Source organism: Janthinobacterium agaricidamnosum NBRC 102515 = DSM 9628, assembly GCF_000723165.1.
GTDB classification, from domain to species: domain Bacteria; phylum Pseudomonadota; class Gammaproteobacteria; order Burkholderiales; family Burkholderiaceae_D; genus Janthinobacterium; species Janthinobacterium agaricidamnosum.
The window spans coordinates 1,885,306-1,898,121 of record NZ_HG322949.1 but is presented as its reverse complement, the minus strand read 5'-3'; the positions used below and the strand labels follow the sequence as shown (position 1 = coordinate 1,898,121).

General features: G+C 68.7%; 9 protein-coding genes. 5 read left to right on the top strand and 4 right to left on the bottom strand.

The window, feature by feature from the left end:
* Positions 1–177: 177 nt before the first annotated feature.
* From GJA_RS08130 to GJA_RS08120, 3 genes are all read right to left on the bottom strand, one after another.
* Complete coding sequence (locus tag GJA_RS08130; protein WP_051780466.1) at positions 178–1,161, bottom strand: TauD/TfdA family dioxygenase; 984 nt, start codon at positions 1,159–1,161, stop codon at positions 178–180.
* Positions 1,162–1,269: 108 nt separating this feature from the next.
* On the bottom strand, positions 1,270–2,820 hold the full coding sequence (locus tag GJA_RS08125) for a PepSY-associated TM helix domain-containing protein (RefSeq protein WP_038490815.1): 1,551 nt from the start codon (positions 2,818–2,820) through the stop codon (positions 1,270–1,272).
* Positions 2,821–2,850: 30 nt separating this feature from the next.
* Positions 2,851–4,557, bottom strand: a complete 1,707-nt coding sequence (locus GJA_RS08120) for a cyclic peptide export ABC transporter (RefSeq protein WP_081905286.1) — start codon at positions 4,555–4,557, stop codon at positions 2,851–2,853.
* A gap of 141 nt (positions 4,558–4,698) precedes the next feature.
* Between GJA_RS08120 and fhuF the strand changes: the two genes are divergently transcribed.
* Complete coding sequence (gene fhuF / locus GJA_RS08115) at positions 4,699–5,463, top strand: siderophore-iron reductase FhuF (RefSeq protein ID WP_038490812.1); 765 nt, start codon at positions 4,699–4,701, stop codon at positions 5,461–5,463.
* Here fhuF and GJA_RS08110 read toward each other — a convergent pair.
* On the bottom strand, positions 5,438–7,870 hold the full coding sequence (locus tag GJA_RS08110; RefSeq protein ID WP_081905285.1) for a penicillin acylase family protein: 2,433 nt from the start codon (positions 7,868–7,870) through the stop codon (positions 5,438–5,440). The two genes, fhuF and GJA_RS08110, sit on opposite strands and share 26 nt — an antisense overlap.
* 209 nt (positions 7,871–8,079) lie before the next feature.
* Between GJA_RS08110 and GJA_RS08105 the strand changes: the two genes are divergently transcribed.
* From GJA_RS08105 to GJA_RS08090, 4 genes are all read left to right on the top strand, one after another.
* On the top strand, positions 8,080–9,537 hold the full coding sequence (locus GJA_RS08105) for a diaminobutyrate--2-oxoglutarate transaminase (protein WP_081905284.1): 1,458 nt from the start codon (positions 8,080–8,082) through the stop codon (positions 9,535–9,537).
* A gap of 29 nt (positions 9,538–9,566) precedes the next feature.
* On the top strand, positions 9,567–11,744 hold the full coding sequence (locus GJA_RS08100; RefSeq protein WP_051780465.1) for a TonB-dependent siderophore receptor: 2,178 nt from the start codon (positions 9,567–9,569) through the stop codon (positions 11,742–11,744).
* 72 nt (positions 11,745–11,816) lie between these two features.
* Entirely contained in the window at positions 11,817–12,071 is a 255-nt protein-coding gene (locus GJA_RS08095; RefSeq protein ID WP_038490809.1) for an MbtH family protein, read from the top strand.
* A gap of 7 nt (positions 12,072–12,078) precedes the next feature.
* Entirely contained in the window at positions 12,079–12,810 is a 732-nt protein-coding gene (locus GJA_RS08090; RefSeq protein WP_038490807.1) for a thioesterase II family protein, read from the top strand.
* Positions 12,811–12,816: the final 6 nt, after the last annotated feature.

Genomic DNA, 12,816 nt, shown 5'->3' with positions numbered 1-12,816 from the left:
TATGTTGTTACCGGGCGAACCGGACGGCGTTACCGTCGCGGCGCCTGTTCAAAAGCGATATCCCTGTATGGAATGACGAGCGCGGAAGGTGGAAATTTAGCGAAGGCGGGAAATTTATCGGCGCCGGGGAAATGCGCCGGCGCCGCGAAAAATGACGGGGAGTACGCAAGCCGGCAATTACGCCTTGACCAGGTTGCCGTGCGGCTGCGCCATCGCCACCACCACCTTGCGCGGGCCGGAAAACGGCGTGCGCGCATGCGCCACCAGCATGTTGTCGAGCATCAGGATGTCGCCTGCCTGCCACGGGAACATCACGGTATTCGATTGCAGCACCGCCCTGACCTGCTCCAGCATGGCGTCGGGAATCGCCGAGCCGTCGGCAAAGCACACATTGCGCGGCAAGTTGTCGGCGCCCAGCATGTCTTCCAGCGATTCGCGCACTTCCGCCTGCAGGTTCGATGCATGGAACAAATGCGCCTGGTTGAACCACACCATTTCGCCGGTGACCGGGTGCCGCTCGACGCCCTGGCAGCGCTGCAGCGTGCGCAGCTCGCCGTCATCCTTCCACTGGCATTCGATGGCGGAACGCCGGCAATACGCCTCGACCTCGTCGCGGCTGTCGGTCTGGAATACCTGCTGCCAGGTCAGGTCGAAATCCTCGCTGTAATTACGCACATAGCACAGGCCGTCGGCAAAGCGGCGCCGCACCTCGTCGGGCATGTCGCGATAAATCGCGCGGCTGTCGGCGATCGGCGTTTCGCCGCCGCTGGCCGGCGCCGTCACGCAATGGAACCAGATCTTCATCGGCCATTCGCGCGTGTAGGCCTGTTCGTTATGCAGCGGGATATGCTGGTGCGCCGGGTATTCGGTCGATGTGTAGACCCCGGACGACACGGCGCTGCGCGGCGTCGACGCAAACTCGTAGTTCAGCAGCGCGTGGCCGTAGCCCCTGGCGAACTCCTGGAAGGCCGCGACCGACGGCACGTCGAAGCCGCGCAGCAGCACCCCGCCGGTGCGCAGCAGCAATTGGTCGATATGCTCGCGCTGCCGCCGCCACAGGCCGGCCAGGTCGCTATCGGTGGAAATCGGGTCCAGGCGGGCCGGCAAGGCGCCCGCGGACAGGTACTCAGTGGACAAGTGTTCAATGGACAGGTTCGGCATGATTGCTCCTCGATGAAGACGGGAGCCGGCGCGCAGGAAGCGCCGCGAAAATCGGGCCGGCCCGGCTCTTCGTCGTATCCTCGAATGACGAGCGGGGCGCGGCGAAATTTAACGCAGCGACCAGACGCTTTGCGGATCGCCATGCAGGCCGCGCCGCAGCACCGCGCGCGCCATCGACCAGTACAGCCAGCCCGCCAGCAGCGCCACGCCATCGACGCCGGCGACCACCCACGCGCCGTGCCGGATGGCCGACAGCGGATCGACACCGGCGCGCCACCATTGCGCCAGCGGCAGCAGCAGGCACAGCACGGCGCACAGCATCAGCAATTCATGCGCCGCGCGCGCCGGCGGACGTATGAAAGCCCACAGCAGGCAGGCGCAGAACACGCTGTAATAACTGCCGGCTTCCCATGCGGCCAGGCTGTGCCACGGCGCCAATTTGTTGGCCAGGAACAGCGCGCCGATGCCGGCGATGCAGCCCAGGCACACGCCCAGCGTGGCTTGCGCCATCAGCCGCGCGCTGCGGGCCTGCTGCGGGCGGCGCTTGCGGCGCGCCTCGATCCACAACAGGTTGCCGCTGTAAAAAAGGAAGGCGCCCGCCAGACCGAGCACGAAGTACATCCATTGCACCGCGACGCCGCCGAAGCTGGCGAAATGCAGCGCATACAGGCCGCGCAGCATCGCCGTGCCCGGCGTATAGGCTTGCGGCGCGACCACCCGCTCGACCGCCCCGCTGGCGGCGTTCAGCACCACCGCCGCGACCGCGCTGACGCTGCGCTGGCTGACTTCGCCGTACGCCTCGACCTGGCCGTCGAGATCGCCGGCATTACGGTAACGCAAGGCGCCCAGCGTCATGCCGGGCACTTCGCGTTCGATGGTGGCGTACAGTTGCGACAGCGGCGCCAGCGACGCGCCGACACCGGCCGGCGGACGCGGCGCGCCGGCCGACACGTCGGCCTGTATCAGCGGTTGCAGGCGGCCGTCGAACACCATGTACTGGAACGGCGCCAGCAGCAAGGCGCCCAGCGCCAGCACCGCGCTGCTCCACGCATACATCACGTGGAACGGCAGCGACAGGATGCCGATCGCATTGTGCGCATCCTGCCACATGCGCTTGAGGTTCTTGCCGATGCGCAGCGCGAACAAGTCCTTGAAAAAAGCCGGCGTGTAGAGGATCACGCCGCTGACCAGCGCCAGGCCGTACAGCACGCACACCACGCCCAGCACATACAGGCCCCAGCTTTCCGGCAAGCCGGCCGTGTAATGCAGGTGGTAGACCAGGTCGGCCAGCGCCGGCCGCGCGGTCAGGTCCACCAGCTGTCCTTGCGGCGACAGCGCGAACACATGCTCGGTCTCGCTGCCGTCGGCGTGGCGCTGGTCCCATTCGGCCGTCAGCGCCGGCTCGTGCGGCGTCGGGAAGCGCAGCGTGAAGCGCTGCGCCGCCTCGGGATGGGCGCGCAGCAGCGCATCGAGCAGCGGCTGCGCCTGCGCCGCCGGCGTCATCGCGGCGGCCCGCCCGCTGCGGGTTTCCCACACATGCAGCGGGTCGTTGAAGACCGACAGCGCACCGGCGTAAAAGGCGATAAACAGGAACAGGCCGGCCACCAGGCCGACCCAGGTGTGCAGCGCGCCGAAGGCGCGCAAGGTCGACGATTTCATGCGGCCCTTGCGCCCTGGTATGGCGGCGGCTCAGGCGGCATGGCCGGCCTCGGTTTCCAGTCCGGGCGCCGGCTGCCGTGACACCTGCTGCGACTGCGGCGGCTGTGGCACGGCGACCACGCTGAGCTGGCCATTTTCCATCCGCACCAGGCGGTCGGCCAGGCTGAAATAACGGTCGTCGTGCGAAATCACCAGAATGGTCTTGCCCAGCGCGCGCAGTTCCGGCAGCACTTCGCGGTAAAACACGTCCTTGAACAGCGGATCCTGGTCGGCCGCCCATTCGTCGAACACCAGGAACGGCCGGTCTTCCAGGCACGCCACCGTCAGCGCCAGGCGCTTGCGCTGGCCCTGCGACAATTCGCGGGTGGTGAAAGCGCCGTCGCGCACCTGCACCTTGTGATGCAGGTGCAGCCGCTCCAGCATGCGGTTGCCGCGCTCGTCGAGCTGCTGCGAGGCCGTATCGAGCAGGCTGTCGAACAGGTGGAAGTCGGAAAACACCGCCGAAAAACCTTGCCGGTAGCGGTCGCGGCTGGCATCCGTCACCGGCTCGCCGTTGCGCAGGATCAGCCCCTGTTCCGGCCGGTACAAGCCCACCAGCAGCTTGGCCAGCGAAGTCTTGCCGCTGCCGTTGCCGCCGACCAGGAAGGTGATCTGGCCCGGCTCGAACGACAGGTCGATCGGCCCCAGCGTGAAGATGTCGTCGTTCGACTCGCGGTAATAACGGTGGCAGACGCCCTGCAGCACCAGGCTGTGCAGCGGCGTGGCGGTGTCGCCGGCCGCCTCGGCCTCGCCTTCCTGGCTTTCCTGGCTTTCCTGGCCCGGCATGTCGCGGGTGATGTCGTCGATGCGCCTGGCCGACACCCGCGCCAGGTTGGCGCGCGGCAGGTTCAGCAGCAGCGATTCGAGCGGCGTCACCATGTACAGGAACACCAGCGCGAAACCGGTCATCACGCGGGCCTGGTCGGGCGCGTCGCCGACCAGCAGGAACAGCACCAGGCCGATGAAGGCGTAGATCAGGAAGCTGCCCCAGCTGGCCGCCAGCGCGAACAGCGACATGCCCTTTTCGCGCCGCGCGCGCAGGCTGTCGATGGTGCGGCCCAGCACCTGCTCGGCGAACCGGCTGCGCTTGCGCCGGTGCAGGCGCAATTCCTTGGCGCCGTCGACCAGCGAACGGAAGTGGCCGAACAGCGCATCCTGCTCCCTGGCCGCCGCATCCAGGTGGACCACGGCGCGCCGTTGCGCCAGCTGATAGCAATAGCTGCCCAGGCCGATCACCACCACGGCGGCGCCGAAGATGCGCCAGGACAGCAGCGCCAGGTACACCATGCAGCCGCCGACCACCACCGCATTGGTCAGGATGGCCGGGAAGCAGACAAAGAATTCAGCCACCTTGGCGCTGTGCTCGGACAGCGCCGATTGCACGCGGGGCGCGCCGATCTGCTCCAGCTTGCGGAAGTCGGCGCTGATCACGCGCCCCGAAATGAAACGCCGCAATTGCGCATGGGCGCGCTGGGTCAGGCGCTCGAACAGCACCGAGGCCACCGCGTGGCTCAGCGCCGACAGCACGGCGATCCCGGCAAAGCCCCACGCCAGCGCGGCGCGCGCGTCGCCGTCGGCGGCGGTCAGCGCACGGTTGATTTGCACCAGCATCAGCACGCTGCAAGCGCCCGAGACGATGCTGGCCAGGGTGGCGGCCGCCAGCAGGCGGCGCGATTGTTGTATCAAATAAGAAAGCACGGCACTCCCGTAGCGTTGGTTCACCCTGTCAAAGACGAACCGCCCACGGCTTTGTTTAACAGAGACCTGAAAACTTTTGCGGCCCCGGTTCGTCATCTGCTGCATGACCTTCGCTTATTTCCTCGCTTCTCCGGGCGCGCCATGATCGCGCTGCTCGAACCGCTGTTCCAGGGCCCGTGGCGGCCGTATGGCAGCACGCTGTCGTGCGGCCCGCCCGCGCCGCATGGGCTGGCCGTCAGCCGGCTGCTGGACGAGCCCGGCTTGCTGGACCGGCTGCTGCGCGGCCATGCGCGACGGCTGGGGACGGACGACCTGCGTCCGGCCGCCTCGTCATGGAGCAACGCCTACCTGGAAGCGCTGCTGCCGCCGGTCGCGGCCGCCGCCACGCTGCTGCACCACCTGTTTCCAGCCACGGCGGCCGACATGGCGCTGACGCTGGACCAGCACGGCGCGCCCGCCGCCTTTCATATCGCCACGCTGGGCGCACGCCAGGCCGGCGCCGGCGCCCATCGACGCTACCACGCACTGCTGGACGGCCACCTGGCGCCACTGTTCGCACAGTTGCGGCGCCGCTCGGGCGTGCCGGAAAAGATTTTATGGGGGAATGTCGCGCGCTTGCTCGACAATCTGTTGCGCGAAGCCGCCGCGCTGCCCGGCGCGGCCGGTGCAATGGCGGCAAGCGACAGCGCGGCGCTGCTGGACGAACCGCAGCGGCCCGACGGCAGCCGCAATCCGCTGTACACCCGGCCGCGCCGCGTGCTGCTGGCGCGGCCGGGCGGCCAGCAGTGCGTCACGCTGCACCGCCAGTGCTGCCTGTACTACCTGCTGCCCGGCGAGGGCTATTGCGGGCGCTGCCCGCTCGATCCGCAATACCGGGGCCTCAAGGCAGCAGCACCCGGCGCGTGAGTTGCGGATCGCTGGCGATGGCCGCTTCGCTGAACGGGAATGCCAGCCACTCCTTGCGGGCGTAGCGCAGCAGCGGCGCCGCGCCGGGGCCGCCGGCCAGCGCGCGCTCATCCTCGCCGTGCGCCAGCATGGTGCGCGCATCGACGCCGTCGGGACCGAAACGCACCATTTGCAGATAGCTATTACCTTCCGCCAAGGCGTCGAGCGAGCCGTCCGGACCGCGGGCGCAGGCGATGGTGAAATAGCCGGCCGCCGAGCAGCCGCCGAACACCCCGGCGTGGCGGCCGCCGGCGCGCACGAATTGCACATCGCCCAGCGGCGCATCGATCGCCCAGCCCTTGCCGCGCAGGTCGCCCAGCGCATCGACCAGCGCTTGCCGCACGCGCGGATCGGCGCCGTTGACGGCGCTTGGCGTGGTCAACGGCGCGGCCGCGTCGAACGGCGTGCGGTACAGCGCCGCATCGGGGATCTTGTCGACCCGGCGCCAGAACGCGCCCCACAGCAGCGGTCCCGGCGCATCCGTCGCGGCCCGGTTATCCCAGTTGCGCAGCACGGCGCAGGCATCCGTCAGGCCGTCCACCGGCGCCGCGCCGGCCTCGTTGCAAGCGCCGTCCAGCAAGCCATTCTTGAACAGCTCGGCGGCGTGCGAACGCGGCTCCAGCACGGCGTCCATCGCGCGCCGGCTCAGCGCCAGGCTGGAACGCGCGCCGGCCTGCAGCAGCGACTGCGCCAGCAGGTGGCCGTAGCGGCCGCGCAGCGACAGCGCGCGCCGTTCGCCGCCCATGGTGCGCGGATAGCCTTCCAGCGGCTGGGCCGGGTTGCTGAGCCAGTAACTGTCGTTCATATTGGCCACGTAATCGTCGCGCAGCAAGCCCGGCATGTCGGCCGTCGCCATCGCGCCCGGCTGCGCGGCGCGCGGATCGACGCGCCAGCCGCAGGCGGCGCGGCTGCCGTCGAGGAAGGGCACGGCGGCGTCGAAGCCGGCGAAGGCTTGGCCCAGTTCGGTGGTGCAGGCGGCGCGCAGCTGGTCCGGCACGTTCGGCACATTGCCGATATCGCTGAACCAGACCCGGCCGTCGTCGCGGCCGATCGCCACCGTGTTAATCCACGGCAACGCCGCCTCGCGCCGCTGGATGGCGATGAAGTCATCCAGCGAACGCGCCTCGGCCCAGTAAAAGAAATTGCGGAAGATGCGGAAATTGTCGGCGTTGACATCGCGCACCGCCAGCGCCCGCTGCGCGCTCCAGCCGAACGCCGCGTTTTGCTGCCCCAGGTCGATCAGCGGTCCGAAGCGGCTGCGGTACAGCGTGCGGCGCTGTTCGCGCAATACGCCGTCGGCGCCCAGCACTTCGATCGCGACGCTGGTCTGTTCCATCGGCTCGTCGCGGCCCTCGTAGCGGTAGCTGGTCGGCAGCCCCGGCGTCAGCGACAGCTCGAACAGGCCGAAGCGGCGCGCGTCGGACACCGTGTGGCTCCACGCGATATGGTCGTTAAAGCCCAGCATGATCACCGGAATGCCGAGAAACGACACGCCGGCCACGTTGACCTTGCCCGGGATGGTCAGCTGCGCCTGGTAAAACCGGTCCGGACCGCCCCAGTACCAGTGCGGATTGCCGAACAGGACGGCCCCATCGCCGCCGCTGGCGCGCTGGCCCAGCGCGATGACATTGCTGCCCAGCCCGACTTCGCCGCCGACGCGCGGCGCCAGCAGCGCGGCCAGCCCGCCTTCGGCGCCCCGCCCCGCAGCGCCCGCGACGGCCTGGGCCGGCTGCGCATTGGCAATTTCGGCAATAAAGCGGGCGTAGCCGCCGGCGATGCTGGCGGCGTACATGCGCCGGTAGATATCGTCGGCACTGATCGCGCGCACCCACGGCTGCTTCAGGCAGGCCGCGGCGGGAGCAGCGGCGTCGGCGTCGGCAGCACCGGCGCGGGCCTCGGCCAGGTAGCGGTTATAGCCGTCGGCAAAGCCGGCGACCATCTGGCTCAACGGCTCCGGTTGCGCGGCGCGCGCGGCATTCACCATGGCCGGGCCGGCATGGGCCCGGAAAAAGAAATCCAGTTCGCTATTGGCGGGCCGGCCGAAGGTCGAGTTGATGGCCGGCCGCCCATCGGCGCCGAAAAACGCCGCGCGCCGCCCCTCGAAGGTGATGAATGCTTCGGCCATCGTGCACAGCGCATCCTGCGCCTGCACATAGCCATAACCGTAACCCAGTCCGCGCCAGTCGCTGGCCAGCACGTGCGGCACGCCGTCCGTGGTGCGGCGTATCTCCACCCCGCCCGGAAAGACAGGCGCCGCCTGCGCGCCCTGGATCGACATCAGCGCCGCCAGCGCCGCGAGGGCGCGGCACGCGGCGCGCCGCCAGGCGTTTTCCTGCACCGCGTTTTTTACTACCAATCTTTTCTGCATACCCGCTCCCGTGATCACGCCGGATGGCGCCACAACGGTAGACGCATGAGTCCGCCAGATATTTACAATATATTTACCGGCAGCCCCTGCATGTTATTTCAGGCGCCTTCAATATGCGCACTAAACAAAGCGCCCCCCGGCTCGTCATACCAGCATACGGCCTTGTCTGAACGGCCGCAGCGAACCCACCGCAACCAATCGGAGCCACCATGACGTCCAACCTCTTGCCTACCGTGTCAGCCGACGGCGCCGCCGAGCGCGAGCTGGCGCTGCGCCACCAGGCGCTGCAATATCCCTATACCCTGTCCGGCAATGCGCTGCTGGAACGCCAGCAACGCACCGAATCGAACGCGCGCAGCTATCCGCGGCGCATCCCGCTGGCGCTCAAGCGCGCCCACGGCATCTATGTCGAGGATACCGAGGGCCGGGTCTTCATCGATTGCCTGGCCGGCGCCGGCACGCTGGCGCTGGGCCATAACCACCGGGTGGTGGTCGACGCGATCCGCGCCGTGCTCGACGCCGGCTTGCCGCTGCACACGCTGGACCTGACCACGCCGGTCAAGGACCGCTTCGTGCAAGACCTGTTCCAGACCCTGCCGGCCGAGTTCGCGCGCGGCGCCAAGGTGCAGTTTTGCGGACCGACCGGCAGCGACGCCGTCGAGGCCGCGCTCAAGCTGGTCAAGATCGCCACCGGCCGCAGCACCATGCTGGCGTTCCACGGCGCCTACCACGGCATGACCCAGGGCGCGCTGACGCTGATGGGCAGCCTGGGACCGAAAAAACCGCTGGGCGCGCTGCAGGGCGTGCAATTCCTGCCGTATCCGTACGACTACCGCTGCCCGTTCGGGCTGGGCGGCGAGGCGGGCCAGCAGGCCGGCCTGCGCTATATCGAGACGGTGATGACCGATCCCGAGGGCGGCGTGCCGGCCGCGGCCGGCATGCTGTTCGAGGCGGTGCAAGGCGAAGGCGGCGTGATTCCGGCGCCCGATTCCTGGCTGCGCGGCGTGCGCGAGCTGACCGCGCGCGCCGGCGTGCCGCTGATCGTCGACGAAGTGCAGACCGGTTTCGGCCGCACCGGCGCGATGTTCGCCTTCGAACACTCCGGCATCGTGCCGGACGTGCTGGTGCTGTCCAAGGCCATCGGCGGCAGCCTGCCGCTGTCGGTGGTGGTCTACCGCGGCGAGCTCGATCAATGGCAGCCGGGCGCCCATGCCGGCACGTTCCGCGGCAACCAGCTGGCGATGGCCGCCGGTTCCGCCACCATCAGCCATATCCGCTCGGAAGAGCTGGCGGCCCACGCGGCCCGCGCCGGCCTGCGCTTCATGGGCCAGTTGCGCCAGTTGCAGCGCGATGATCCGGCCATCGGCGACGTGCGCGGACGCGGCCTGATGATCGGCGTCGAGATCATCGACCCGGACCAGCCGCGCAGCGGCATGGGCCATCCGGCCAGCGCCGGGCCGCTGGCCGCCGCGATCCAGGCCGAATGCCTGCGCCGCGGCCTGATCGTCGAACTGGGCGGGCGCAACGGCAGCGTGGTGCGCATGCTGCCGCCGCTGGTCATCACCGAGGCCCAGCTCGACCACGTCTTCGAGATTTTCTCGGCGGCGCTGGCGGCCGCCCACAGCCGGCTGCGGCAGGCCGCCACCCGGGCGGCGCAAGCGGCCTGATTTCCCTTCCATTAGCGATCAATATAATAATGAAGACGACGACAAACCATCTTCCGCCGCCGTTCCCGCGCAGGCGCCTGGCGCTGGCGCTGCACTGGGCCCTGCTCGGCATCGCGGCGCCGGTCCTGGCGCAAACCGCGGCGCCGGCCGACAAGGTGCTCGGCGAGATCAAGGTGCAAGGCGCGCGCGACAAGCAGAGCGCCACCGGCCCGGTAATCGGCTACCACGCTTCGCGCAGCGCGGTCGGCACCAAGACCGACACCCCGCTCAACGAAGTGGCGCAATCGATCTCGGTGGTCACCGCCGACCAGATCCAGGACACCGGCGCGCGCACCTTGCAGGATGCGCTGGGCTACACCCCCGGCGTGTCGGCCGAACAGGGCTCGTATGGCGCGCTGAGCACCGAATCGTTCATGATACGGGGCTTCGAGGTGCAGCCCTTCTCCGGCGGCATCCTGCGCGACGGCATGAAATACCAGCCCAACGTCTATAACGGGGCGCAGGAACCGTACGGCCTGGAGCGGATCGAGGTATTGAAGGGAGCATCGTCGCTGCTGTACGGCACCGGCGCGCCCGGCGGCGTCATCAACACCGTATCGAAGCGGCCGTCGGCCGACATGCTCAAGGAACTGAATCTGACGCTGGGCAGCAAGCGGAGCCGTCAATTGGCAGCCGACTACGGCGGCGCGCTCGACGCCGCCGGCGTGTGGACCTACCGCCTGACCGGCCTGGCCCGCGAAGGCGACAGCGTGGTCGATTTCGGCTACAACGAGCGCAGCTATTTTGCGCCCGCGCTGACCTGGCGGCCGTCCGCCGCCACCTCGCTGACGCTGCTGTCGAGCTACCAGCACAGCAAGGTCACGGACAACGGCAACCTGCCGATCAAGGGCACGCTGCAGTTCAACCCGAACGGCCAGCTGCCGGTCGGGCGCTACCTGGGCGAGCCGGGCTTCAATTATTTCGACAACACCCAGAAGAACATCGGCTACGTGTACACCCACGCCTTCAGCGATGCGCTGACGCTGACCCACGGCCTGCGCTATTTCCGCTCCGACCTCGACTACAAGTATTACCAGATTCTCGGCGTCGAGGACGACCAGCGCACCGTGCGCCGCCGCGGCAGGGCCTTCCGCGACAATACCAACGCGCTGACCACGGACACCAACCTGGCCTGGAAAGTGACCACCGGCGCCGTCGCGCACACCATCCTGGCCGGCGTCGACTACCTCAGCCAGCACCACGACAGCGACCGCGCCAACACCGCGTTCGCGCCGATCGACGCGTATGCGCCGGTGTACGGCACCGCGCCGCAGGGCGTCACGCCAACCGACATGTGGCGCCTGCGGCAGTACGCCACCGGCCTGTACCTGCAAGACCAGCTCAAGTTCGGCGGCCAATGGGTGCTGCTGCTGGGCGGCCGTCACGACAGTACCCGTCAGGACCAGTCCGACCTGCTGACCGGCCCCGACAAGGTGATCCAGCGCGACAGCGCCAACACCGGCCGCGCCGGCCTGGTCTACCTGGGCCCGAACGGCGTGTCGCCGTATGTCAGCTTCAGCCAGTCGTTCGCGCCGGAACAGGGCAACAGCCGCACCGGCGCCCAGTTCAAGCCGACCCGCGGCGAACAATACGAAGCCGGCGTGCGCTACCAGCCGGCCGGCGGCACGCTGCTGCTGTCGGCGGCGCTGTACCAGCTGACCCAGACCAACGTCCAGACGCCCGACCCGGTCGCCCCCGACGACTACTCGGTGCAGACCGGCGAAGTCCGCTCGCGCGGACTGGAGCTGGAAGCGAAGGGTTCGCCGCTGCGCGACCTGGAGCTGGTGGCGGCCTATTCGTATATCGACGCCAAGACCACCAAGACCAACAATCCGGACGAGCTGGGCGCGCGCCAGATCAGCGTGCCGCGCAATACCGCGTCGCTGTGGCTGCATTACCGGCTGGCCGGACTGGGCGCCGCGCCGCTGCAGGCCGGCGCCGGCCTGCGTTATGTCGGCGAGCGCCCGGGCAATATCTTCGGCGTGCCGCCGGAGCCGGCCTACACGCTGCTCGATACGGTGCTGAGCTACGACCTGGGCCACTGGAAATACGCGCTGAACGTCAATAACCTGGCCGACAAGCGTTATGTCCCATCGCCTTGCTACGGCCGCGGCTGCACTTACGGCCAGCCGCGCACTGTGGCGCTGAGCGCCAGCTACCGCTGGTAAGGATGCCGATCCAGCACGCCGTCCGGCCCGGGCCGGGCGGCATAATTTATTCAACCACTACCGGAGTATCCCATGTCCACCAGCTGCTTTGACCGCGAAGACGAAACGTTTATCGTCCTGAAAAACCACGAAGACCAATACTCCATCTGGCCGCACTGGAAGGCCGTTCCCGGCGGCTGGAGCGCCGTCGACGGTATCAAGGGCGACAAGAAAAGCGTACTCGAGTACATCGAGAGCCACTGGACCGACATGCGGCCCCGCTCGCTGCGCGAGTGGATGGCCGGCCAGGGCCTGGAAGCACCGGCCGGCGCCGACGGCCGGGCCTGACACCGCGATGCGCGCGCTCAATCTGCTGTGCCTGCCCAACGCGGGCGCCAGCGCCACCATGTACCTGCGCTGGCGGCCCAGGCTGCCGGCCTGGATCAAGCTGGTGCCGGTGGAGCTGCCGGGGCGCGGCCGCCGCCTGGGCTGCGCCGGCGCCGAGGATTTCGACGCGCTGGTGGACCAGCTGTGCCGCGAACATGCGGAAACCATGGAGCAGCCCTACGCGCTGTTCGGCCACAGCATGGGCGCCTTGCTGGCCTACGGCATGGCGCGGCGCCAGCTGGCCGCCGGCGCGCCGCTGCCGCTGATGCTGTTCGCCTCCGGCACGGCCGGCCCGTCGCGGCGCGACGCCGACCGCTACGCCGGCAGCGACGATGCCAGCCTGGTCGCCGCCATGCGGCGCCACGGCGGCACGCCCGACGAGGTATTCGACAGTCCCGAACTGATGCGCATGACGCTCGACATCCTGCGCGCCGACTACCGCCTGTGCCGCAGTTTTATCTATCGCGAGGGCACCGCGCTGCCGATGCCGCTGGAGGTGCTGGCCGGCCGCCACGACGACATCGGCGGCGAGCGCGTGCTGGCCTGGCAGCGCGAGGCTGGCAGCGCCTTTGCGCTACACTGGTTCAACGGCGGCCATTTTTTCATCCGCGAGCAGGAAGACGCGGTATTGCAAACCCTGTTGCGCGGGCTGAAATACCAGTTCGCCGCCAGCGCCGACACCAGCCGCGCCGCGGCCTGAGCGGTG

Coding starts and splice junctions, on each gene's coding strand:
- GJA_RS08100 (WP_051780465.1), top strand. CDS start 9,567: ATGAAGACGACGACAAACCATCTTCCGCCGCCGTTCCCGCGCAGGCGC.
- fhuF (WP_038490812.1), top strand. CDS start 4,699: ATGATCGCGCTGCTCGAACCGCTGTTCCAGGGCCCGTGGCGGCCGTAT.
- GJA_RS08130 (WP_051780466.1), bottom strand. CDS start 1,161: ATGCCGAACCTGTCCATTGAACACTTGTCCACTGAGTACCTGTCCGCG.
- GJA_RS08105 (WP_081905284.1), top strand. CDS start 8,080: ATGACGTCCAACCTCTTGCCTACCGTGTCAGCCGACGGCGCCGCCGAG.
- GJA_RS08110 (WP_081905285.1), bottom strand. CDS start 7,870: ATGCAGAAAAGATTGGTAGTAAAAAACGCGGTGCAGGAAAACGCCTGG.
- GJA_RS08090 (WP_038490807.1), top strand. CDS start 12,079: ATGCGCGCGCTCAATCTGCTGTGCCTGCCCAACGCGGGCGCCAGCGCC.
- GJA_RS08095 (WP_038490809.1), top strand. CDS start 11,817: ATGTCCACCAGCTGCTTTGACCGCGAAGACGAAACGTTTATCGTCCTG.
- GJA_RS08125 (WP_038490815.1), bottom strand. CDS start 2,820: ATGAAATCGTCGACCTTGCGCGCCTTCGGCGCGCTGCACACCTGGGTC.